Source organism: Stenotrophomonas sp. STEN023 (assembly GCF_056760135.1).
In genome coordinates, this window is sequence record NZ_JBRREF010000058.1 from 1 (window position 1) to 23485 (window position 23485).

Consider the following 23485-nt stretch of genomic DNA (forward strand, 5'->3'; position numbering starts at 1 on the left):
CCCGGTTCAAAAAACCCCCCCGCATCGGGGGGGGTTTTTTTTGCTGGTTGGCCCGCCGCTTGGCGGGCCTTTCAAAAACCGGTAAAACCAATGCCCCCGTTGGGCGCGGCAACACCATCTGGAAGTGCTTAAGGCCACAAACTACAAACCCCGGCAATGCCGGGGTTTGTTGCACCTTGAAGCTCGCGTCCCATCAGATTACTGGAATGGTCAACCGCCGAGTGCTGTCGGCTTCGCGGCTTACGCCGCTCCTACACGCGCTGCATTACGGCGAAAGCCCCAGCCGAGCATGGCTCGGCACTACATGATTCGCTATCAGCGCACGCCGGTTTCGTTGCGGGCAATGACCAGCCGCTGGATCTCCGAGGTGCCTTCGTAGATATCGGTGATCTTGGCATCACGGAAATAGCGCTCCACATGCCGGCGTGGATCCGCACCGCAGGGTGGGCGATCCACATCGCCGCTTCCCACGTGGCCGACTTGCTAATGCCGCTTCGATGGAGAGACGCTTGCCCTGCGACATGCTGCACGCTGCACGCTGCAAGCAAGGTCAGCAGCTTGGTTGCATCCAGCTTGCGCTTCACCTTGGCGATCCGGACCCTGATCATCTCGACGCTGCCAACTGTCCTGGCGTAACTGCCGATCGATCCAATCGGTCCGTCGCCGCACCGTGCCGCTGCCCGCTCAAACCGAGGTTGAGCCCTGCACGGCTCTATAGGCATTGGACGGGCCTGCGATTGATTGGCCGGTGTTCGCGGCCCGCAGGATATGAGTGCGTTGATGCCGACAACAACACGCTGTCAGGGCAAGGTTCTGGATGCTGCGGTCGATGCGCTGCATCCGCAGTCCTGCCCACAGATTCGGACGCGAGCCCTAAACAGGCCTGGCGCATAACGCCACGAGCTCAACACCGGCGGGTGTCGCAAACAAGCTGCAAAAGGCTGATGAACGCTTTCGGTGCTCCGCCAAAAAATAGGCCTGGGCCTATGTGTTGCCCAACACCCGATCACCACACTAAACGCGGTCAAGAGCATCGCTTCGGTTGCAATACTTCGGTATCAATCAAGCGGCCCTCCGCCCCATGTTTCATTCATCACTGAACCTAGAGAGCCACAACATGTCAATCAAATTTCGCGCATCCATGCTCGGCCTGGCCACCGCCGGTCTTTCCGCCACCGCCTTTGCCGCCCCGCCGCAGTCCGCTGTGATCAACATCACCGGCAAGGTCATGGAAACCAGCTGCGTACTGGACTCGGCCTCCACCAACATCGATGTGAAGCTGCCGACTATCAACAAGGATCTGCTCTCCGCCGAGCAGAGCAGCACCGGCCGCACCGGTTTCTCCATGAAGGTCACCGGTTGCGCTGACGGCGTCAAGGTCTCGGCTGCATTCGTGCCAGACAGCAATGTCGACGCTTACGGCAACTTGACGAACTCCGCCGCTGGCGGTGCCAGCAACGTACAGGTGCAGCTGCTCGACCAGAGTTACAACGTCATCAACATCAACACCGATGACGCCACCAGCCAGCTGGCACGTGCTGTCACCATCAATGGTTCAGCCCCGGCAACCCTGCAGTATTACGCCCAGTACTTCTCGCAGGCCGGCAGCGCCGGCACCGGCGACGTCGCCGCCATGGCGAACTACCAGCTGACTTACGAATAAGCCACTCCGCCCGGGACGCGAGTCCCGGGCCACCAGAGGTACTTGCGATGCTATCCGTTTCTACTCATTGGTTGCGTCCACTGCTCAGCAGTGCCCTGCTCGGCATGTCCGCGTTATCCGCACATGCCGGCGTGCTCATCGATGGGACGCGAGTTGTCTACCCTGCGAAGGAACGCGAAGTCACCGTAAAGTTCACCAACAAGGGACATGCTCCCACACTGATGCAGACATGGGTTGATCGCGGTGATCCCCAGAGCAAACCGCAGGATGCGGATGCTCCGTTCCTGGCAACACCACCAATCTTCCGCCTCGACCCGCAGAAAGGCCAGAGTGTGCGCCTGACCTTCACCGGTGAAGCGCTGCCCCAGGATCGCGAGAGTCTGTTCTGGTTCAACGCGCTGGAGATTCCACCGCTGCCCCAGGATGGCGGCAACCTGATGCAGATCGCAGTACGTTCACGCCTCAAGCTCTTTTACCGACCCGATGGTCTGGCTGGCGACCTGCCCAAAGCCATCGAGCAGGTGAACTGGACGGTAAGACAGCAGGACGATCGCTATGTGTTGCGCGGTGAGAACCCCAGCCCATATCACCTGTCCTTCAGTGCCCTGTCGCTGGAACAGGGCAATCGCAGCACAGATACCGGCGGCGGCATGATTGTCCCATTCAGTCACCAGGACTTCCCGCTAGCCGACTACAACGGCGGCACCGGCGGCAAGGTGCGCTTCCGTTGGATTGGCGACTTCGGCCCGGCTCCGGAACAGACCGCCAATCTGCGCTGATCAGGCGCGGAACGCGCGCCCACCATCGACCCAGGAAACTTCTATGTTTACGACACCCCACTTGCCTCGGCGCAACGCGGGCGGGCAGTCGCACGCCTTTGGTTTGCTGTTAGCCGGTGCCGTTGGTGTGACCCTTACCGCTGGCACATGCCAAGCCGCGCAAGGCGACACCCTGCTGGTTGCATTCAACCCCAATTTTCTGCAAGGGCCAGTCGGCCACCAGGTAGATATCTCCCGTTTCGGGCATGGCAACCCGGTGGTGGCCGGCAGCTATCGACCTGATGTCTATGTCAACCAGAACTGGGTAGGCCGCCACGAAGTCCGCGTCGTCGAAGGATCGGACAAGCGGGGGCCAAGCTACTGCTTCGAACGCAAGCAGGTGGCGGACCTCGGCCTGGACCTGCTGCGCCTGCCAGGCGACACCCATACGCTGGAGACCGATTGCTTTGATATCGCATTGCAGGTTCCTGATGCGCGCGTCGAATTCGATCTCTCTGGCCTGCGATTGGATCTCAGCATTCCGCAGGCATACATGAGCCGTAGTACTCGCGGCCATGTTGATCCGCGCGACTGGGACCGAGGTGTCAACGCCGCCTTCATCGATTACAACGCCAGCTCCTTCCGCCATGACGACGGCAATCGCCAGGCAGCCACTCAGCATTACGTGGGCCTCAATGCAGGCATGAATCTGGGGCACTGGCGCCTGCGCCACAACGGCAGCTATACCCGCAGTAGCACCAATGGCTCGACCGGCGGCCACTACGAGGCCGTGAGCAGCTATGCACAACGTGACCTGACCCGACTCAGGTCACAGCTGACCCTGGGTGAGTACTACACGCCGGCAGACCTGTTCGACAGTGTTCCGTACACCGGCATCCAGCTTGCCTCCGACGATCGGATGCTGCCGGATTCCCGCCGCGGCTTCGCGCCGACCATCCGTGGCACCGCCGACAGCAACGCGCGCGTGACGATCCGCCAATCGGGGGTCCTGCTGTATGAAGCCACCGTGGTGCCAGGCCCTTTCGTCATCGATGACCTGTACAACACAGGCTATTCCGGCGACCTGGAAGTCATGGTATCCGAAGCCGACGGCCGCAGCCGGACCTTCACCGTGCCCTTCGCTTCGGTGGCACAGTTGTTACGCCCTGGCACGTCACGGTACAGCGTAACCGCCGGCAGGTATCGCGACGCCCAACTCAGGCACGCGCCTGACTTCATCCAAGGCAGCTACCAACGCGGCATGTCCAACTATTTGACTGGGTATGCAGGCGGCATCATCGCCAACCGCTATCAGGCAGCGCAGGCTGGCTTGGGACTGAGTACCAAGGTCGGTGCCTTCGCTCTTGACTCCACGTACTCATCCGCGTCCGGCCTTGAGGTACGTGACGGAGTCAGCAGCTCCGCCAGCGGTCTGAGCCATCGTGTGAGTTACAGCAAGCTGTTCGAAAGCACGCGCACCAACTTCGTGGTCGCCGCCTATCGCTTTTCCAGCAATGGCTACCTGGGCTTCGCTGACTACGCATTGGCCCAAGACGAAACTGCTGCCTCGCCCAAGCGCCAGCGCAGCCGCCTGCAGGTGAACATCAGCCAGCCGCTGGCGGAGGGCCTTGGAAGCGTGTTCCTGAGCGGGTCATCACAGAACTATTGGCAGACCGGCAGGACCAGCGATATCAGCTACCAGACGGGTTACTCCAACAGCTATCGCTGGGGCAGCCTGAGCCTGTCTGCCAACCGCGCACGCATGAATCATGGGCAGGCCGACACCCAGTACACGTTCGCCGTGTCGCTGCCACTCTGGCGTTCCAGGCAAGCGGCCTATCTAAGCAGTTCGACCACCTATTCGGACAAGGGGGATGTGAACAGCCAGGTCAGTATCTCTGGTGCACTGGGCGACACCAACCAGCTCAGCTATGGCGTCTATGGCGCGCTTTCGCGTAGCAACAGCGACAGCAGTTCTGCGGCGGGCAGCAATGTGCAGTACCGCTCGGCGAGCACCAATCTATCGGCCAACTACAGCCAGGGCGGCGGTTATCGCCAGTTCGGCCTGGGCGTGTCCGGCAGCGTGCTCGCACACCCTGGTGGAATCAATTTCAGCCAGACCCAAGGGGAAACCCGAGCCATCGTCGAAGCCAAAGGCGCCGAAGGCGCGCGCCTTTTCAACAACACAGGTGCAGAGGTGGGCGGCAACGGCTATGGCGTTGTCTCCAGTTTGATGCCCTACCGCCAGAACGAAGTGGCACTCGACCCCAAGGGGATTTCGCGCGAGGTCGAGCTGCAGTTGACCTCGCAGAACGTAGCACCGCGCTACGGCGCGGTGGTGATGCTCAAGTACCCGACAGTGACCGGTGAACCGGTACTGATGACCCTGCGCGACCAGCACGGCGATGCCTTGCCGATGGGTGCGGAAGTGCTCGATGCGCAAGGCAGGAGCATCACCTTGGTCGGACAAGGCAGCCGCGTGTTCTTCCATGCGCCGGAGCACCACGGTCAACTGACCGTCCGCTGGGGCAACGGCGATGATCGGCAGTGCGATGTGCGCTACCGCCTACCGCAGGCGGGCAGCACGCACGGATCCCCCTTCATCAAAACCGAAGCGATCTGCGCCCCGGCAACCATGCCTGCGCAGAGCGCCACACGCTGATCCATTGAGGTTCCCATGAGAGTCCTGATCTTTTTGCTTCTCCTGCTGCCAGTACCCTCTGCGGTGGCTGCGGTGTGCACTTTCAATTCTGGTACAACCGCCGCAATTGCATCCATTTCCCTGCCCTCCACGTTGAGCATCCCGCGCGACGCCGCCAATGACACACCGCTTTGGGACAGTGGCTGGCGGGGCTTTGCCGACGTCAAATTCCAGTGCACCGGCAGCGGCGCCGTGCATGGCGAACTTGCCGCTGGCATCGGTGCCTCGGTACCCGGTTACACCAGTGTCGGCTTCCCTTCAGTGTTTGAGACCAACGTGCCGGGCATCGGTGTGTCCGTGTTCTGGTGCAACACCATAACTGCCGATTGCAACCCCGACCGGACCAAGATCACTCCACCTCCCAGCCTGAACGTGAACTGGTCGGTAGGTCCCTCGCAGCGAACGATGCGCACCAACTGGCGGGTGATTCTGGTCAAGACGGCACATATTGGAGTCAATCCCGGCACCCTCACGATCGCCGGCCAGTCCCGCGTTTCCTACATCGACCTGGGCGTCACCACGCTGAGCCTGACCGGCAATTCGCAGATCCTCGGCCTGGGGTGCGAGATCAACTCCAACAACCTCAATATCGATGTTCCATTACCTACCGTCCAAGTCTCCGATTTCAATGATGCCTCGCCCGTCCCCATCGGTAGCGCAAGGGCGCGCGCCTTCTCCATCGGGCTGCTTTGTGACAGCGGAGTAAAGGTCAACTACCAGGTCGATGGACCCCAGAGCGGTGACGCAAACAACGTCCTGGCCAACGCCAGCGGAACCGGGATGGCAACAGGCGTGGGCGTGCAGTTGTTCGAGGGGGATGTGAACAGCACCACGGTCCTGCAGTTGGGTTCCAAGAAGCTGCAAAGCACAACCACACAAGGCAACACGCCGGTAAATATTCCGTTGACCGCCAAGTACTATCGCACCGCAGCCGACGTTGCCTCCATCACACCAGGACTGGTTTCAACGACGGCGGTATTCACGCTGACATACGAGTAGACATCCCCAGCTCTGATCCGGCTCCCAGCGCGCCTTCTTTGGAGCAGTCCTCAGCCACGGCAGATCATATCTTCGAGGACTTGATCATGAAGCGGGTTTACCCCGCTTCCACAAGCGCTATTGAAGTCGGGGTGGCAGCCAAGCAGCACTTCACTGCCCAGGCTTGCTTGTTGCAAGGTGAGCCCCCCTTTCCTACTAGGGGAGAAGAGGGGGGAGCAGCAGCCTTCAGCGCACGCCAGTCTCGTTACGAGCGATCACCAGACGTTGGATCTCCGAGGTGCCTTCGTAGATCTCGGTGATCTTGGCGTCACGGAAATAGCGCTCCAACGGCATTTCCTTGGAGTACCCCATGCCGCCATGGATCTGAACCGCCTGATGCGCGATCCACATCGCCGCTTCCGATGCGGTCAGCTTTGCCACCGCTGCCTCGGTCGAGAAACGCTTGCCCTGCGACTTGGCCCAGGCCGCGCGCAAGGTCAGCAGCATCGCTGCGTCCAGCTTGCACTTCATATCGGCGATCTTGGCCTGGATCATCTGGAAACTGCCAATCGGCGCGCCAAAGGACTTGCGGTCCTTCACGTACGCCAGCGAAGCTTCATACGCCGCCCGCGCAATGCCTACCGCCTGCGAAGCAATGCCGATACGGCCCGAGTCCAGCAGGCTCATCGCGATCTTGAAACCCTCGCCTTCCTTGCCGATGACATCTTCCGCGGTGGCAACGTAGTCCTGGAATTCGATCTCGCAGGTCGCCGATGCACGCACGCCGAGCTTGGGCTCGGTCTTGCCACGGCCGAAGCCAGGCTTGCTGGTGTCGATCATGAAAGCGGTGATGCCGCGCGAGCGCTGCTCCGGGTCGGTCATCGCAAACAACACGATATAACGGGCCACCGGGCCGGAGGTGATCCAGCTCTTCTGGCCATTGATCACGAACGAACCATCAGCCTGCTTCACCGCACGGCAGCGCATTGCGGTCGCATCGGAGCCAGATTGCGATTCGGTCAGTGCGAAGGCGCCGATCTCGCGCCCTTCGGCAATCGCCCGCACATAAGTCTGCTTCTGTGCTTCGGTGCCATAGCCGAGCAGCGCGTTGCAGAACAGCGAATTGTTGACCGACATGATGGTCGCGTGGGCGGCGTCGGCTGCCGACACCTCGACGATGGCAAGCACGCTGGAGATCGGATCCATGCCCGAACCGCCGTACTCGACCGGCACCTCGATGCCCATCAAGCCGTTCTCACCCAGCAGGCGGATGTTGTCCAACGGGTACTCACCGGTGGCGTCGAAGTGCTCGGCGCTGGGGGCGATCTTTTCTTTGGCGATACGGCGCGCGACGTCCTGCAGCATCAGCTGCTCGTCGGAAAAACTGAAGTCCACTACACCCCTCCCAGGGTTCATCAAGTTGCGATTGTAACCATCGCAACCCCATTCAGCCTATGCATCGCCTTGACCGAAACTGGCAACATCGCCAAAATATCTCTATATCGCGATAGGTAGATATTTATGGATCTGGAAGACTGGTCAACCCGTCTGAAAGTGTTCGCCGATGCGACGCGCGTGCGTCTGCTGACCTTGCTGGAACAGGAAGAATTGACCGTGGCCGAGCTGTCGGCCATCACCACGCTGGCACAGCCGCGCGTGTCCACCCATCTGGCCCGGCTCAAGGAAGCCGGCCTGGTGCGCGACCGTCGCGCAGGCGTCTCGGCGTATTACCGCTTTGATGAAGCCGCGTTGGATCCTGCCCAGCGCGCATTGTGGCACGCACTGAGCAGTGGCAGCGACGATCCACTGCTGCGCCAGGATGCCGAACGCGTACCGGCCGTGCTCGCGATGCGCGCCGCCGACCAGAACTGGGCCGACAGCGTCGCCGGTGACATGGAGCGCCATTACTCGCCGGGCCGTACCTGGGAAGCGATGGCGCGCAGCGCCCTGCCCTTGCTGGAAACCGGCGACGTGCTGGATATCGCCTCCGGTGACGGCGTCCTCGCCGAGCTGCTGGCACCGCATGCACAGCGCTATGTCTGCATCGATACCAGTGCCCGCGTCGTCGCTGCCGCCAGCGAGCGCCTGCGCAAGCTGCCCAATGTCGAAGTACTGGAAGGCGACATGCACAAGCTGCCGTTCGCCGATGGCAGCTTTGATCTGGTCGTGCTGATGCATGCCCTCACCTACTCCAGCCACCCGGCCAAGGCCGTGGCCGAGTGCGCCCGCGTACTGCGCCCACAAGGCCGGCTGATGTTGTGCAGCCTTGCCCGTCACGAGCACAAAGTCGCGGTGGAAGCGTATGGCCACGTCAATCTCGGCTTCAGCGGCAAGGAGCTGCGCAAGTTCGTTGAGAAGGCCGGCCTTGAAGTTTCCAGCGTGGAGACCGTCACCCGCGAAAAGCGTCCGCCGCATTTCGAAGTGATTTCCTTGATCGCGCATCAACCCTGACCCCTACAATCCGGCCCGCCCTATGCAAGCCCTCCCCTGGCTCCACCCCGAACGCGTCGGCAAGCTGCTCGACGCCCTGGCCACGCGCATTCTGATTATCGATGGTGCGATGGGCACGATGATCCAGCGCCATCGTCTTGAAGAGGACGATTACCGGGGAGCGCGCTTCAGCGGCGGTTTTGACAGCCAGCACGCGCACGGCGCTGGCTGCGAACATGACCTCAAGGGCAACAACGACCTGCTGCTGCTGACCAAGCCAGAGGTGATCGCAGGCATTCACATCGCCTATCTGGAAGCAGGCGCGGACCTGCTGGAAACCAACACATTCAACGCCACCTCGGTCAGCCAGGCCGATTACCACCTCGAGCACCTGGTCTACGAGTTGAACAAGGCCGGCGCCCAGATCGCCCGCCAGTGCTGCGATGCCATCGAAGCCACAAACCCGGACAAACCACGCTTCGTGATCGGCGTGCTGGGCCCGACCAGCCGTACCGCCTCGATCAGCCCGGACGTCAACGACCCTGGCTTCCGCAACACCAGCTTCGACGAGCTGCGCGCCACCTACCGCGAGGCCATCGACGGCCTGATCGACGGTGGTGCCGACACGCTGATGGTGGAAACCATCTTCGACACGCTCAACGCTAAAGCTGCCTTGTTCGCCATCGAAGAAGTGTTCGATGCGCGAGGCGGCCGGCTGCCGATCATGATCTCTGGCACCATTACCGATGCATCCGGCCGCACCTTGTCCGGGCAGACCGCTGAAGCCTTCTACGCATCGGTCTCGCACAGCCAGCCACTGTCGGTCGGCTTCAACTGCGCCTTGGGCGCTACCGATATGCGCCCGCACGTGGAAACGCTGTCACAGGTCTCCAGTGGCTATGTCAGTGCGCATCCGAATGCCGGCCTGCCCAACGCCTTTGGTGAGTACGACGAAACCCCTGAGGAAATGGCCACGACCCTGAAAGAGTTCGCCCAATCGGGCCTGCTCAACCTGGTCGGTGGCTGCTGCGGCACCTCACCCGATCACATCCGCGCCATCGCCGAAGCCGTCGCCGGTCTGCCGCCACGCAGGCTGCCGTTGGCCGCAGACAAGGCTGCTTGAGGAGCACATGATGAAGAAGATTCTTGTGGTCGGTGCCAGTGGCACCCTGGGTTCGGCAGTTGCGCAGCATCTGCGGCAGCAGCATCAGGTCATCACCGCATCGCGCTCGGACCCGCAGCACAGCGTCGATCTGGGCAGCGATGAGAGCGTTGCCGCGCTGTTGCAATCCGTTGGCCCGCTCGACGCCATTGTCGCCACCACCGGCAGCGTCCACTTCGGCCCGCTGACGGAAATGAGCCCGGCACAGTTCGCACATGGGCTACACGACAAGCTGCTAGGCCAGGTGCGGCTGGCCTTGCTTGGCCAACACCACCTGCGCGACGGCGGCAGCATCACCCTGACCACCGGCATCCTGACCGAACAGCCGATTGCCCAAGGCGCCAGCGCCACCAGCGTCAATGCAGCGATCGAGGGTTTCGTGCGCGCCGCCGCGCTCGAACTCCCGCGCGGCCTGCGCATCAACGCGGTAAGCCCCAGCGTGCTCAGCGAAGCGCTGGACGCCTACGGCGACTTCTTCCCCGGCTTTGAACCGGTCACCGCCGCCCGCGCCGCGCTCGCGTACCAACGCAGCGTCGACGGCATCGCCAATGGACAGGTTTTCAAGGTCTGGTAATGAGCAACGACACCGCAACCCACTACACCCGCCTGTCCGGCCTGGAACCGCTGGTCATCACTCCCGACCTGTTGTTCATCAATGTCGGCGAGCGCACCAATGTCACCGGCAGCGCGCAGTTCCGCAAGCTGGTCAAGGAAGAGCGCTACGAGGAAGCCGTTGACGTCGCCCGTCAGCAGGTCGCCAGCGGCGCGCAGATCCTCGACGTCAACATGGACGAAGGCCTGATCGATTCCGAGAAAGCGATGGCACGCTTCCTCAACCTGATCATGTCCGAGCCGGATATCGCCCGCATTCCGGTGATGGTCGATTCCTCCAAGTGGAGCGTGATCGAGGCCGGCCTGAAATGCCTGCAGGGCAAGAGCGTGGTCAACTCGATCTCGCTGAAGGAAGGCGAGGAACTGTTCATCGAACACGCTCGCCTGGTGCGCCGCTATGGCGCCGCTGCGGTGGTGATGGCATTCGATGAAGTCGGTCAGGCCGATACCTGCGAGCGCAAGGTGGAGATCTGCACCCGCGCCTATCGCATCCTGAACGAGCAGGTCGGCTTCCCGCCGGAAGACATCATCTTCGACCCGAACATCTTCGCCGTCGCCACCGGCATCGAGGAACACGACAACTACGCGGTGGATTTCATTGAAGCCACCCGCATCATCAAGCGCACGCTGCCGCATTGCCATGTGTCCGGCGGCGTCTCGAACGTATCGTTCTCGTTCCGTGGCAATGAGACGGTGCGGCAGGCGATCCACTCGGTGTTCCTGTACCACGCGATCAAGGCCGGCATGGACATGGGCATCGTCAACGCCGGTGCGATGCCGATCTACGACCAGCTCGACCCGGAACTGCGCGAGCGCGTGGAGGACGTGATCCTCAACCGTCGCCGCGACGGTACCGAGCGCCTGTTGGAAATCGCCGAACGCTACAAGGGCAAGAAAGGCGAAAAGAAGGTCGAAGACCTGGCTTGGCGCGAGCGCCCGGTACGCGATCGCCTTGCCCACGCGCTGGTGCAAGGCCTGGATGCATGGGTTGAAGAGGACACCGAAGAGGCCCGCCAGCAGTCCAGCCGTCCGCTGGACGTGATTGAAGGCGCGCTGATGGATGGCATGAACGTGGTTGGCGATCTGTTTGGCGCTGGCAAGATGTTCCTGCCGCAGGTAGTGAAATCAGCACGCGTGATGAAGAAGGCCGTGGCCTATCTGTTGCCCTTCATCGAAGAAGAAAAGGCGCGCACCGGCGAAGTCGGCAAGTCCAACGGCAAGATCATCATGGCCACGGTCAAGGGCGACGTGCATGACATCGGCAAGAACATCGTCGGCGTCGTGCTTGCCTGCAACAACTTCGAGGTGGTCGACCTTGGCGTGATGGTGCCGGCGCAGAAGATCCTGGATGCCGCACGCGCCGAGAATGCCGACATCATCGGTCTGTCCGGCCTGATCACACCTTCGCTGGAAGAAATGAGCCACGTCGCCAAGGAAATGCAGCGGCAGGGTTTCGAGCTGCCGTTGATGATCGGCGGCGCCACCACGTCACGCGCACACACTGCATTGAAGATCGACCCGTTCTACAGCGCGCCGACGGTGTGGGTGAAAGATGCCTCGCGCGCCGTCGGCGTGGCCCAGTCGCTGATCTCGCGCGAACTGCGCGCCAGCTTCGTCGCCGCCAACGATGCCGACTACGCGGATATTCGCCAGCGTCATCGCAACCGCGGCGATGCCAAGCGCCTGGTCTCGCTGGAGCATGCGCGCGGCCAACGCTTTACCTGCGACTGGAGTCAATACACGCCGCCGACGCCGAATCAGCCGGGCGTGCATGTGTTCGACAACTATCCGTTGGAAGATCTGCTGCCGGTGATCGACTGGACGCCGTTCTTCCAGGCCTGGGAACTGGCTGGAAAGTACCCGGCGATCCTGACCGATGAGATCGTGGGCCCGCAGGCCAGTGATCTGTTCGCCGATGCGCAGGCGATGCTAAAGCGCATCGTCGATGAGAAGTGGTTGACCGCGCGGGCTGTGTTTGGGATTTGGCCAGCGAATAGCGATGGCGACGATGTGCAGATTTCCCTTCTCCCGCTTGCGGGGGAAGGTGCCCGAAGGGCGGATGGGGGCAAGTTTTTGGCTCCATCGCTTGTGCCGTCTGCCCTCACCCCTCTCCCGCAAGCGGGAGAGGGGCTAAATCAAGATCAAAAGCACACCCTCCACTTCCTCCGCCAACAGGTCGACAAGCCTGCCGAGCGCCCGGACTTCTGCCTGGCCGACTTCATCGCGCCTGCCGACAGTGGCAAGCAGGACTGGATCGGCGCCTTCGCGGTCACTGCCGGCATCGGCATCGATGAACACGTTGCCCGCTTCGAAGCCGACCACGATGACTACAACGCCATCCTGCTCAAGGCCTTGGCTGACCGCCTGGCCGAAGCCATGGCCGAGCGCCTGCACCAGCGTGTGCGCACCGAGTTCTGGGGCTATGCCAAGGATGAGCAGCTCGATAACGAGGCTTTGATTGCCGAGAAATACAGCGGCATCCGCCCTGCCCCCGGCTACCCGGCCTGCCCAGAGCACAGTGAGAAGCAGACCCTCTTCCAGCTGCTCGACGCCGAAGGCATCGGCATGTCGCTGACCGAAAGCTTCGCCATGCTGCCAACTGCAGCGGTATCCGGCTATTACTTCAGCCACCCGCAAAGCCAGTACTTCGTGGTTGGCCGGGTATCACGCGAGCAGGTCATGGACTACGCCAGGCGCAAGGGCGTGGAGCGGGCGCAGGTCGAACGCTGGTTGGCCTCCAACCTGGATTACGATCCGGAATGACCCGCAGCTGCTGGCGGCGACAAGCTCGCCGCCAGCTCCTATCCTGCCCACAGTCCTCCAAGCCCAGACCCCATGCAAAGCCGCAATGCAGAGCTGATCCGCAAGCACGCCGCACCCGGCCGCATTGGCCTGTGCGGCACGGATGATTGGGTCGGCAAGGCAATCCGCAAGGCGCAGGCACCCTTGACCCGCGACGGCCACCGCAGCCTGTGGTCGCACGCGTTCCTGTTCAGTGAGCAACGGCTGGACGGCCATTGGTGGGTATTGGAATCCGATCTGGACCTGCGCAATCGCCAGCTGCGGCTCGGCGCGCAGGAGAACCGCGCAGATCGCTACTTCGACGACGAAGCCTTCCCGAACCTGGCCATCCTCGATTTCGGCTTGGATGCCGCACAGACCCATAAGGTGCAGATTGCCGCACTCGACCTGCTGTCAGGCCTGTCCAGTTACTCGCTGAGCGAACTGGTTGGCACCTTGTTTGCGATGCACAGCACCCGCCTGCGCCGCCGCAGCAACCTGCTTTCAAAGGAAGGCGCGCTGTACTGCTCAGCGATGGTGCAGCACTGCTATGCTGCCGCCGGCATCGATCTGCTGCCCGGTGTGCACGGCAAGAACGTCGCACCGCAGGACATCTACGATGCCCAGCTGCCGCACACCACCCATTCGCTGATCCGCGACCTGGGCATTTCCAGCCTGCGCCGCTTCACCCACAGCGCCAAAGAGCTGCTGGATACCCCGGTCGAAGACCTGTTCTAGCCGAGTTCGCGGTGGATAGCCCCCAGCTGTCGTAAAACTCAGCCCATTTCCTGCTCAAGCATCTGGATCAACAACTCGGCCAACGCCTTGGCTTCAGGATCCGCTGAAGGGCGGTGCAGAACCGCCAACTCGACGCTGTCGATCTTCGGCAAACCGGTCTCCATCCCAAGCACCACATGTCCATCTGTCATCGCGCGCGCCGGCAACAAGCTGATGCCCAGACCGTCGGCAACCGCCGATTGAATGCCGCCGAGACTGGAACTGGTGAAGCTGATGCGCCACCGCCGACCCAGGCTTTCAATCGCGCCGATCATGTCTTCGCGGTACATGCCGCGCGGCGGGAACGCCACCAGCTGCACCGGCTCGGTCCCGAACGAGGGGCTGCTGGCACTGTCCACCCAGCACATCGGCTCCGGCCAGCAGGCCACGCCCTCACGGCTGCCACGCCGTTGCTTGACCAGGATCAGGTCGAGCTCGCCGCGGTCGTAGCCCTCGGCCAAGGCACGACTCAAGCCGCTGCTGACCTCCAGCTTCACCCGCGGATAGGCCCTGTTGAACTCAGCCAGTACCGGCGTGGTACGCCCTGCAGCGAAGTCTTCCGGCACGCCCAGCCTTATCACCACGGCCGCACCATCGCCTGACAAGGCTTCCGCCAGCTGCTCGTTGAGCGACAACATGCGCCGGGCATAGCCCAACACGGTCTCACCGATGTCCGTCGGCCGCACATCGCGTACCCCGCGATCCAGCAGGCGGTGCCCGGCCAGATCCTCGAGCCGCCGTACTTTCTGGCTGATGGTGGACTGGGTGGAATGCAGACGCGCGGCGGCGGCGGTGAAACTGCCGCAATCGGCGACCATCACCAGGGCCCGCAGCAGGTCCAGCTCGAAGTAGGTCCTATTAGTTTTTGAACTGGACTCAACCATGACATTTAATTTCACGATGGATCGCCGCACTTGTAGCATCGCCTGCAGGTTTGGGCAAACGCCCCTCCCCCGCTGCAAGCGCACGGCAACCCTGACAGAGGCAGGCAATGAGCGTAGAGAACTGGATGACCTTCCCGGTACTGGCCGCCACGCTGCTCACATCCAGCGGCGTCGGCGCCAGCACAGCCACCGCGGAGCAGTTGCAACGAGCAGCTGAAGCCGGCGACAGCCAGCGCATCACCCTATTGCTCAGCCAGGGCAGCGGCATCGACTGCCGCGATGCCAACGGACGCACTCCCTTGCTGATCGCCATCCATGCGCGGCAGGTCGAAGCTGCACGCGCTTTGATTGCCGCTGGCGCTGACGTCAATGCAAAGGACCAGCTACAGGACAGTCCCTATCTGTACGCCGGCGCCAGCGGGCAGACCGAAATCCTGCAGATGACCCTCGCACACGGCGCCGACCTGCTCAGCACCAACCGCTATGGCGGCACCGCCTTGATTCCAGCAGCCGAACGCGGCCATGTCAGCACGGTGCAGCTACTGATAGAGGCCGGCGTTGACGTCGACCACATCAACAACCTGGGTTGGACCGCGCTGCTGGAGACCGTCATCCTTGGTGACGGCGGCCAACGCTATGCGCAGATCACCCAATCGCTCATTGCCGCCGGCGCTGACGTCAACCTTGCCGATGCGCAGGGCGTCACGCCCCTGGCACATGCACGCCAACAGCGGCAAGCCGTTATTGAGCAGCTGCTGCGCGCAGCAGGTGCTCGTTGAAGCACTCCACCAAACCGCACTACCCGGCAACCGCCTACCACTGGAACTACCGATGAAGACCACGCTCGGCCTGCTGCTGACAACGTTAGCGGCAACCATCTCTCCCGCGATCGCAGCCCAATCCCAGGTGGACGTGGTGATCCGCAATGCCACCGTGATCGATGTCGAACATGGCCGCGCGATACCCGACCAGACCGTCGCCATCCGCGACGGCAGCATTGTCGCCGTCGGTGATGACGCACAGCTGGGCACCCAATGGCGCGCGACCACCGCCATCGACGGCCGTGGCCGTTATCTCATTCCAGGGCTATGGGACATGCACGTCCACTTCGGCGGCGGTCCCGCGCTGATCGACGAAAACAAGGCCCTGCTGCCGCTTTACGTCGCACATGGCATCACCACCGTGCGCGACGCCTCCGGCGATCTCGCCGAACAGGTGCTGTCCTGGCGAGGACAGATCGCCAGTGGCCAATTGTTTGGGCCGCAGCTGTTCACCTCCGGTGCCAAGATCGAAGGTCTGGCGCCGGTCTGGAAAGGCACGATCGAAGCAGGCGACGAGGCCGGCGTCGATGCAGCCTTGGACCGCGAGCAACGCGACCAGGTCGACTTCGTCAAGATCACCGACAGCACGCTGAAGCCGGAGCTGTTCCTGTACGCCGTCAGCCAGGCCAAGGCACGCGGCCTGCGCAGCTCCGGTCACGTGCCGATGGCCTTGACCGTGGGTCAGGCCATCGAGGCCGGCATGAGCTCGATCGAGCATCTGGATTACGCCTACAAGGCTGGCGTGAAGGACGAAGCAGCGGTCGCCGCTGATTTCGGCGCCGGCAAAATCGACCGTGCAGAAGCCAATCGCAGGCTGCGCACCGGCTTCGATCGGGCGACGGCAATGGCGGCCTATCGCCGTTTCGCCGAACTCGGCGTTGCGGTAACCCCGACACTGGATGGCGGCCGCATCATCGATTTCCTCGATGTCGAGCCGCGCGACAACGACCCCTATCTGGCTTATATCGGTCCGGGACTTCGCGATACCTACACCTGGCGCGTTGAACGCGCTGCCAAGGCCACGCCCGCACAGATCGAAGCCCGTCATGCGCATTACGCCGAGGTCGCCGCGGTGCTGCCGATGCTGCAGGAAGCAGGCGTGCGCATCATGGCAGGCACCGATGCGGGCTTCCTGAACTCCTATAACTTCCCGGGAATCGGCCTGCACAACGAACTCGCACTGTATGTGCGCGAGGGGCTGACCCCGGTTCAGGCATTGCAGTCGGCTACCCGCGCTGGCCCTGCATGGTTTGGCAAACTGGACCGCTACGGCGCGGTCGCCGAAGGCAAGGCTGCCGACCTGGTACTGCTGGAGCGCAATCCCTTGCAGGACATCGAAGCCACGCGCGCCATCAATACCGTGGTGATGCGCGGCAAGGTTTACGACCGCGCCGCACTGGACGCGATGCTGGCCGAAACCAGGGCGCAGGTCGCCGAGTGGAACGCCAAGGCCAAGCCCTGACCTCTGCAACCGGGCAGAGGGACTCAAACAGCCCGCTAGCCCAGCTGTTTGTAGGAGCGGTGTAAGCCGCGAAGCAAGCGATCTGTCAGCTGGCATGTATATAGAGAACAGCTGCAACACCAGCTTCGCGGCTGACGCCGCTCCTACAAACAACAGCCCATCCATGCTCGCGAGTGGAACCGGCGCGGAACACCCAGAACCGACGCGATAGCGTCACCCCGATCTGCCATCCAAAGCCCGCAAAAGGCACAATAGGCATCGCGGTACATGCCGCTCCCCCTTGCCTGCCCAGCGCGCCCAGCGCCTTGCCATGACGTCCGTTGCCCTGCCAGCGCAGACCGTGCCGACCGCACGCCTGTCGAGCTTCTACTTCTTCTACTACGCCGCGCTTGGCGCGTTCACGCCGTATTGGAGCCTGTACCTGCAGTCGCGCGGCATGACCGTCACCGCCATCAGCGTGATGATGAGCCTGTGGTACGCCACGCGGGTGGTCGCGCCCAGCACCTGGACTTCGCTGGCAGCCGTCTCGCCGCACCCGATCCGTTGGCTGCGCGTGGGCTGTGTATTGACCATCGTCTGCTTCGCCGGCTTTCTGGTGCCCGCGCCGCAGTGGACGCTGTACGCGGTGATGATCGCGTTCTGTTTCTTCTACAACGCGGTCATGCCGCAGTTCGAATCGATCACCCTCACCCACCTCGGTGCGGACAGCCACCGCTACGGCACGATCCGGGTCTGGGGCTCGCTGGGCTTCATCATCGTCGTCACCCTGTTCGGCTGGCTGATTGAGAAATACGGTGCCGGCAAGCTGCCATGGCTGATGCTGCCGCTGTTCGCGCTGTTGACCGGTTCGGCCTTCCTCAACCGTTATGCGCGCGATATCGGTGCGCGCAGCCAGCACGGGACAGGCTTCTGGAGCATCGTGCGGCAGAAGCCAGTCCTGGCCTTCTTCATTGCGGCCTTTCTCGAACAGCTGTCGTTCGGCCCTTACTACACCTTCTTCTCGCTCTACATGGACCAGCACGGCTACAGCACCTCGGTGCTCGGACTGATGTGGACCGTCGGCGTGGTGTTCGAAGTGGCGGTGTTCTTCCTGATCGCGCGCTTCTTCCGTCGCTGGGATGCCAGCTGGCTGTTGATCATCTCGATGGGCAGCGCCGTGTTGCGCTGGTGGGTTACGGCGCTGTGGCCGGAGAACCTGCCGGTGATGCTGGTCGCACAGACCACCCATTGCCTGGGCTTCGCCGCCTTCTTCGCCTCGGCCATGCAGCTGCTGGCACGCTACTTCCCGGGCAATCTGAACGGGCACGGCCAAGGACTGTTCTATGGCTTTTCGTCCGGACTGGGCGGCGTGCTCGGCGCCCTGATCGCGGGCCAGCTCTGGCAGTTCGGCGACGGCAAGGTCGCCTTCATCGTTGGCGGCTGTTTTGCCCTGCTCGGTACCCTGATCGCCTGGTACTGGCTGCCGCCTTCGCGCCAGGCAGGCGGCATGCGCAACTAAACACAGCCGCCTCCACTGGGCCCTGCTATAACAATGCAGCACTCACGGCACAGGGGAGTTGTCATGAATTTGCACTACTTGCGGTCCATCGCCTTGGCCGCCGCGCTGTTTGCGGCATCGGCCATGGCCCATGCCGAAGCAGACCAGACGATCCCCGGGTTCGTCGCCTCCTGCTTCCAGTACCTGGACAAACCCACGGAATTGACGGCCAGGCTGGACAGCGTCGCCCAGCGTCTGGAAGGCAAGTCTGCGGAGAATTTCCTCAAGGGCCGTAAAGGCCGGGCCTGGCTGATGACGAACGAAGACCGGCTTTACGGCTTTGCCCTCCTCGACCAAGGCATCTGCACAATGACGGCCATCAGCGGCGACCCCAAGACCATCGCCACGGATTTCATTGATCTCGGCAAAATGGCTGAAGAGCAATACAAGGTCGAATGGGAGCCAGTCACCGAGGAGTCCGGCTGGGCCGAGCACGCCTACACCCTTTTCGACCCCGACAATCCCACCGATATCTACCTGCGCATGGCACTGAACAACGCAGCCAACGCACATGTCCGTGCCATTGTCAGCGTCGGCCGCATTCCCGACGACGAACCCTGACCAGCCTCAAAAACACAAAGAGACAGGCCAAAGGCCTGTCTCTTCGTTCCAGAGCGCCAATCTGGCTCTTACCAGACCAGATCATCCGGCACCTGGTACTGCGGAACCGCCTAGGGATCCGCATCGGCCGGTGCATTCGGGTCGACCTTCAGCGCCACCGCCTGGGCAAACACCTGCTCGGCCTGCGCCAGTACCTCGGCGCTCACCAACAGGTAGCGGCCGTTCTGCTGCAGCACGCCCAACTCACCTGCATTGAGCGCTTTGAGCTGTTCGGCGTTGACGTAGACGCGCTTGATCTTGCCGCCGTACGGGAAGTGACGGGCAATGTCGGCGTTGGGATCATTCAGTCCCTTGTCCTTGATCAGCTCATCAAGCTTGGCGCGCGCTTCACGGCGCAGGCGTGCTTCTTCCTGCTTGGCCTGTTCGGCCTGGATGCGTTCGTCCTTTTCCTTCTGCGCACGGATCGCATAGGCCTTGGCCAGGTCGATGTCTTCCTGCGAGCGCGGCTTGCGTGGACCGGACTGCGGCTTTCCCTGCCCCGGCTTACCAGCATTGGCTGGCTTGCCGTGGTGCGCTGGCTTGCCTGCATGGGCAGGCTTGTTGCCTGCCTGCTGCGGCCGGCCTTGGCCCGGCTTGCCCTGCGGACGGCCGTCCCGGCGCACTTCCGGCTTGCGCTCCGGCTTGGGAGCAGGCTTGAAACCCAGCCCGAGCAGCTGGTCGCGAATATTGTCACTCATAGGAAATATCAGTAGTGCGGGGGCGGTGGTTCATCGGCGGCATCGGCGTACAAGGCCGTGCGCACCTTGCCCAGGTCATCAAGAAGGTGGCGCAGGAGGTCTGCATTGCGTGAGCCCTGCATACGGGCATCAGCCAATGCCTCGCTCATCTCCGCCAGGGCATGCTCCTGGAAAGAGACGCGCATCTCCAGTTCAACCATGCGGGCTTCCAGCGCTTGCTCGCGCTGCTCAGGTGTTGATTCATGCATGTACGGAACGTCCTCGACCAATGCCGTAATACGCCAGGCCTGCGGCTTCGATTTCAGCCGGGTCGTAGAGGTTACGGCCATCAAATACCACCGCATCGCCGAGTGCTTCACGCATACGCGTGAAATCGGGGCTGCGGAACTGCTTCCACTCGGTGACTACCACCAGAGCGTCTGCGTCATGTAGTGCGGCAAATGCGGAGTCGCAGAAAACCAGGTCCTCACGTTCGCCAAAAACGCGGCGAGCTTCCTCCATGGCTTCCGGATCAAACACCTGCACCTTGGCACCGGCTTCCCACAACTGGGCCAATACGCGCCGGCTCGGTGCCTCGCGCATATCGTCGGTGTTCGGCTTGAATGCCAAGCCCCATACAGCGAAGGTCTTGCCACGCACCCCCTCATCTTCGCCGCGGTCGTAATGCCGTTGGATCAGCTCGAAGAGATGGCCCTTCTGGGCGGCATTCACCGCCTCAACCGCATTGAGCAGCTGCGGCTGGTGACCGTGCTGTGCGGCAGTGCGCGCCAGCGCCTGCACATCCTTGGGGAAACAGGAGCCGCCATAGCCAGCGCCTGGATAAATGAAGTGCCAGCCGATGCGTGGATCAGAACCTATGCCCTGCCGCACCTGCTCGATATCGGCGCCTACGCGCTCGGCGATATTGGCAATTTCATTCATGAAACTGATCTTGGTCGCCAACATCGCATTGGCGGCGTACTTGGTCAGCTCGGCCGAACGCACATCCATTTCCACGACGCGGTCGCGGTTGCGGTTGAACGGCGCATACAAGCGACGCAACACCGCAACCGCCTGCGCACTGTTGGCGCCAATGACGATGCGATCCGGGCGCATGCAGTCTGCGACCGCATCGCCTTCCTTCAGGAATTCGGGATTGGAGACCACGTCGAACGCAATCTCCTGGCCACGCGCTGCCAGCTCTTCGGCAATGGCAGCACGAACCTTGTCCGCGGTGCCAACCGGCACCGTCGACTTGTTCACCACCACCGTCGGCCGCGCCAGATGGCGGCCGATGGTGCGGGCAACCGCCAACACGTATTGCAGGTCGGCACTGCCGTCTTCATCGGGCGGCGTACCTACCGCGATGAAAACCACTTCACCGTGGCCGATGGCCTGCGCCGCGTCGGTGGTGAAAGCCAGGCGCCCGGAGGCGTGGTTGGCTTTCACCATCGGTTCCAGGCCGGGCTCGTAGATCGGGATGATGCCCCGCTCCAAGCCCTGGACCTTGGCCTGGTCGATGTCGACGCAGACCACATCGTGCCCTACTTCCGCCAGACAGGTCCCGGTGACGAGACCTACATAGCCGGTGCCGAAAATAGCTACACGCATGGTTGCGTCCGCTCCGTGACCAGCCTTACGGCATCACGCCCAGCAACTCGACGTCGAAGGTCAAGGTTGCGTTCGGGCCGATCGGGCCACCCTGGGTGCCGTTCTCGCCGTAAGCCAGCTCGCCCGGAATCCAGAAGCGGTACTTGGAACCAACCGGCATCAGTGCGACGCCCTCGGTCCAACCCTTGATGACCTGATCCAGACCGAAATCAACCGGCTGACCGCGCTGGTAGCTGCTGTCGAACACTTCGCCGCTGAGCAGCTTGCCTTCGTAGTTGACGCGCACACGGCTGGTAGCCATCGGGCGCTCGCCGCTACCGGCGCGGATCACCTGATACTGCAGGCCCGAAGCGGTGGTCACCACGCCCGGCTGGGTCTTGTTCTTGGCGAGGAAGGCATTGCCTGCTTCACGGTTGGCCTGTGCGGCCTTGCCGGCCTCAGCCTTCATTTCGGCTTCCTTGGTGGCGCTGAACGCCTGCAGCACGCCCTGCGCCTGCTCGTGGCTCATCAGCGGGGTGCCCTTGGAGAACACGGTGCTGATCGCCTGGAACACCGAGTCCAGATCGATATCCTTCTGGATGCGCGCCAGCGACGGACCAACGGCAAAGCTGCCCAGCATCAGGCCGACCTTCTCGCGGTCAACCGATGGCGGTGCACTGCCCGGAGCCATGCCCGGAACCTGCTGCCCCGAACGGACCATCATCACGGTGCGCAGCGCCTGGTCGGTCTTCTGTGCTTCTTCCTGCGACAACAGCGGCGGGTTACCGGCAAAGGCGTTCTCGACAGCGCGGCGCAAAGCAGCCACGTCTACTTCCGAGGCAACCGGCTCAAACGAGCTGGCCACGTCAATACCGATGGCGTAGCCAATCTTTTCACGATCCGAGGTCAAAACAGACTTCTCCTTGGTCGCCGCCGCAGCGGCAGGTTGTTGCGAATAAACGACCCCGGGGGCCGCCATCGCCAAAATCAGAAGCGACGCAACCGCGCCACGCTTTCCCATCTTCATTCGCTGCATTCCTGGAAGTGAACAGACGCCACCGGCGGCGCGAGGGGCGACATTGTCGCACGCGCGCCGCAGATGTCGAGGCGCATCAGCGCTGTGGTGCTGGTGCGGCCAGCGCGCGGTCAATTGCCGCCCGCAGTTCCGGATCATCCGGCTTCACCCGGCTCGGGAACTGTGCCAGCACCCGACCATCGCGTGATATCAGATATTTGTGAAAGTTCCATGCTGGCGCCACACCACTGATACGGGTCAGGTCCTGGTATAGCGGCGTGGCTTCCGAGCCGATCACATGGACCTTCTGGAACATCGGGAACTTCACCCCGTAGGTAAGTGTGCAGAACTCCTGTATCTGCTCCTCGCTGCCCGGCTCCTGGCCTTTGAAATCGTTGGACGGAAAGCCCAATACAGCAAAACCACGCGGCGACAGTTCCTGCTGCAATGCCTCCAGCCCCTCGTATTGCGGGGTGAATCCGCATTTGGAGGCAGTGTTGACCACCAACAGCACCTTGCCGCCATACGCGCGATTCAGGTTCACCTCGTCTTTTCCAGCCAGCGAACGGAAGCTGCGGTCCAGCAGCGGCCCCGCCAGGGCCTCCAGGGCAGTGCCCGAACTAGCCACAAAAGCAATTGAAATCAATAAATTACGAATGTTCACTGGTTTCTCCTGAACACGACAAGCAAGGTTGGAACGACATAGGCCATTAGTTTGGTCGGAATCAGTTGCATGTCGGCGTGTCGGTGTTATAGTTGCATACAACACCAGCCACCCTACACAGGGAGCCCTCATGAACACCAAGCACGGCAGATACGCTCTCCACGCACTGATGGTCACAGGCACCTTGTTGTTACTGGGCTGCTCAACCTCCCTCGGCAACGGACTTGCCGATGCCAAGGATTATGCAGCCCAGGCGGCCGGTGATGGACAGGAAGCCGACGAAAGCCCCAAAGCGAAACGACCGGTCCGGCGTATGCGGACCAGCCTTTCGATGCCTTATTTTTCTTTCGCACAGCTGAATTCGCGGAGCTGA

At 62.3% G+C, this 23485-nt stretch carries 21 protein-coding genes and 1 pseudogene; 14 read left to right on the top strand and 8 right to left on the bottom strand.

Annotation, left to right across the window (positions count from 1 at the left end; genetic code table 11):
* Positions 1-315: 315 nt before the first annotated feature.
* A pseudogene (locus ACVOLV_RS15385) lies at positions 316-417 on the bottom strand (acyl-CoA dehydrogenase family protein); the annotation flags it as partial.
* A gap of 700 nt (positions 418-1117) precedes the next feature.
* Between ACVOLV_RS15385 and ACVOLV_RS15390 the strand changes: the two are divergent.
* The 4 genes from ACVOLV_RS15390 to ACVOLV_RS15405 are packed head-to-tail and all read left to right on the top strand — an operon-like array spanning position 1118 to position 6121.
* Entirely contained in the window at positions 1118-1663 is a 546-nt protein-coding gene (locus ACVOLV_RS15390; RefSeq protein WP_481555146.1) for a fimbrial protein, read from the top strand.
* Between the two features lie 47 nt (positions 1664-1710).
* Positions 1711-2442, top strand: a complete 732-nt coding sequence (locus ACVOLV_RS15395) for a fimbrial biogenesis chaperone (RefSeq protein WP_481555147.1) — start codon at positions 1711-1713, stop codon at positions 2440-2442.
* 43 nt (positions 2443-2485) lie between these two features.
* Positions 2486-5083: a fimbria/pilus outer membrane usher protein gene (locus tag ACVOLV_RS15400; RefSeq protein ID WP_481555148.1), complete on the top strand. Its 2598-nt coding sequence runs from the start codon at positions 2486-2488 to the stop codon at positions 5081-5083.
* A gap of 15 nt (positions 5084-5098) precedes the next feature.
* Complete coding sequence (locus tag ACVOLV_RS15405) at positions 5099-6121, top strand: fimbrial protein (RefSeq protein ID WP_481555149.1); 1023 nt, start codon at positions 5099-5101, stop codon at positions 6119-6121.
* Between the two features lie 225 nt (positions 6122-6346).
* Here the strand turns inward: ACVOLV_RS15405 and ACVOLV_RS15410 are convergent, their stop codons facing one another.
* Positions 6347-7495 carry an acyl-CoA dehydrogenase family protein gene (locus tag ACVOLV_RS15410; protein ID WP_481555150.1) on the bottom strand — a complete coding sequence of 383 codons (1149 nt, stop codon included), beginning with the start codon at positions 7493-7495 and terminating at the stop codon, positions 6347-6349.
* A gap of 126 nt (positions 7496-7621) precedes the next feature.
* On the opposite strand from ACVOLV_RS15410, the gene ACVOLV_RS15415 reads away from it, so the two are divergent.
* The 5 genes from ACVOLV_RS15415 to ACVOLV_RS15435 all read left to right on the top strand — a co-directional run bounded on the left by ACVOLV_RS15415 (position 7622) and on the right by ACVOLV_RS15435 (position 13823).
* Complete coding sequence (locus ACVOLV_RS15415) at positions 7622-8551, top strand: ArsR/SmtB family transcription factor (protein WP_481555151.1); 930 nt, start codon at positions 7622-7624, stop codon at positions 8549-8551.
* A gap of 22 nt (positions 8552-8573) precedes the next feature.
* Entirely contained in the window at positions 8574-9653 is a 1080-nt protein-coding gene (locus ACVOLV_RS15420; protein WP_481555152.1) for a homocysteine S-methyltransferase family protein, read from the top strand.
* Positions 9654-9663: 10 nt separating this feature from the next.
* Positions 9664-10266 carry a short chain dehydrogenase gene (locus ACVOLV_RS15425; RefSeq protein ID WP_481555153.1) on the top strand — a complete coding sequence of 201 codons (603 nt, stop codon included), beginning with the start codon at positions 9664-9666 and terminating at the stop codon, positions 10264-10266.
* Positions 10266-13067, top strand: coding sequence for a methionine synthase (gene metH / locus ACVOLV_RS15430; RefSeq protein WP_481555154.1), 2802 nt, complete (start codon positions 10266-10268; stop codon positions 13065-13067). Before ACVOLV_RS15425 ends, metH begins: the two co-directional genes overlap by 1 nt.
* Before the next feature lie 72 nt (positions 13068-13139).
* Entirely contained in the window at positions 13140-13823 is a 684-nt protein-coding gene (locus ACVOLV_RS15435) for a hypothetical protein (RefSeq protein WP_481555155.1), read from the top strand.
* Positions 13824-13861: 38 nt separating this feature from the next.
* Here ACVOLV_RS15435 and ACVOLV_RS15440 read toward each other — a convergent pair whose 3' ends face one another.
* The gene (locus ACVOLV_RS15440) at positions 13862-14746 is read right to left on the bottom strand and encodes a LysR substrate-binding domain-containing protein (protein WP_481555156.1); all 885 of its coding nucleotides are present in this window, start codon (positions 14744-14746) and stop codon (positions 13862-13864) included.
* Positions 14747-14871: 125 nt separating this feature from the next.
* Between ACVOLV_RS15440 and ACVOLV_RS15445 the strand changes: the two genes are divergently transcribed.
* The 4 genes from ACVOLV_RS15445 to ACVOLV_RS15460 all read left to right on the top strand — a co-directional run bounded on the left by ACVOLV_RS15445 (position 14872) and on the right by ACVOLV_RS15460 (position 19127).
* Positions 14872-15525: an ankyrin repeat domain-containing protein gene (locus ACVOLV_RS15445; RefSeq protein ID WP_481555172.1), complete on the top strand. Its 654-nt coding sequence runs from the start codon at positions 14872-14874 to the stop codon at positions 15523-15525.
* A 52-nt stretch (positions 15526-15577) separates the two neighbouring features.
* Entirely contained in the window at positions 15578-17029 is a 1452-nt protein-coding gene (locus ACVOLV_RS15450) for an amidohydrolase family protein (RefSeq protein WP_481555157.1), read from the top strand.
* Positions 17030-17339: 310 nt separating this feature from the next.
* A complete protein-coding gene (locus tag ACVOLV_RS15455) occupies positions 17340-18527 on the top strand; it encodes an MFS transporter (RefSeq protein ID WP_481555158.1) in 1188 nt (395 codons plus the stop codon).
* Positions 18528-18590: 63 nt separating this feature from the next.
* Positions 18591-19127, top strand: coding sequence for an NMCC_0638 family (lipo)protein (locus ACVOLV_RS15460; protein ID WP_481555159.1), 537 nt, complete (start codon positions 18591-18593; stop codon positions 19125-19127).
* Positions 19128-19237: 110 nt separating this feature from the next.
* Here the strand turns inward: ACVOLV_RS15460 and ACVOLV_RS15465 are convergent, their stop codons facing one another.
* From ACVOLV_RS15465 to ACVOLV_RS15485, 5 genes are all read right to left on the bottom strand, one after another.
* Positions 19238-19864 carry a DUF2058 family protein gene (locus ACVOLV_RS15465; RefSeq protein ID WP_481555160.1) on the bottom strand — a complete coding sequence of 209 codons (627 nt, stop codon included), beginning with the start codon at positions 19862-19864 and terminating at the stop codon, positions 19238-19240.
* A gap of 8 nt (positions 19865-19872) precedes the next feature.
* Positions 19873-20112, bottom strand: coding sequence for a SlyX family protein (locus tag ACVOLV_RS15470; RefSeq protein ID WP_481555161.1), 240 nt, complete (start codon positions 20110-20112; stop codon positions 19873-19875).
* Complete coding sequence (locus ACVOLV_RS15475; RefSeq protein WP_481555162.1) at positions 20105-21454, bottom strand: UDP-glucose dehydrogenase family protein; 1350 nt, start codon at positions 21452-21454, stop codon at positions 20105-20107. The genes ACVOLV_RS15470 and ACVOLV_RS15475 overlap by 8 nt, the downstream gene beginning before the upstream one ends.
* Positions 21455-21479: 25 nt before the next feature.
* On the bottom strand, positions 21480-22460 hold the full coding sequence (locus ACVOLV_RS15480; protein ID WP_481555163.1) for an FKBP-type peptidyl-prolyl cis-trans isomerase N-terminal domain-containing protein: 981 nt from the start codon (positions 22458-22460) through the stop codon (positions 21480-21482).
* 85 nt (positions 22461-22545) lie between these two features.
* Positions 22546-23094: a glutathione peroxidase gene (locus ACVOLV_RS15485; protein WP_481555173.1), complete on the bottom strand. Its 549-nt coding sequence runs from the start codon at positions 23092-23094 to the stop codon at positions 22546-22548.
* A 148-nt stretch (positions 23095-23242) separates the two neighbouring features.
* On the opposite strand from ACVOLV_RS15485, the gene ACVOLV_RS15490 reads away from it, so the two are divergent.
* Complete coding sequence (locus ACVOLV_RS15490; RefSeq protein WP_481555164.1) at positions 23243-23485, top strand: hypothetical protein; 243 nt, start codon at positions 23243-23245, stop codon at positions 23483-23485.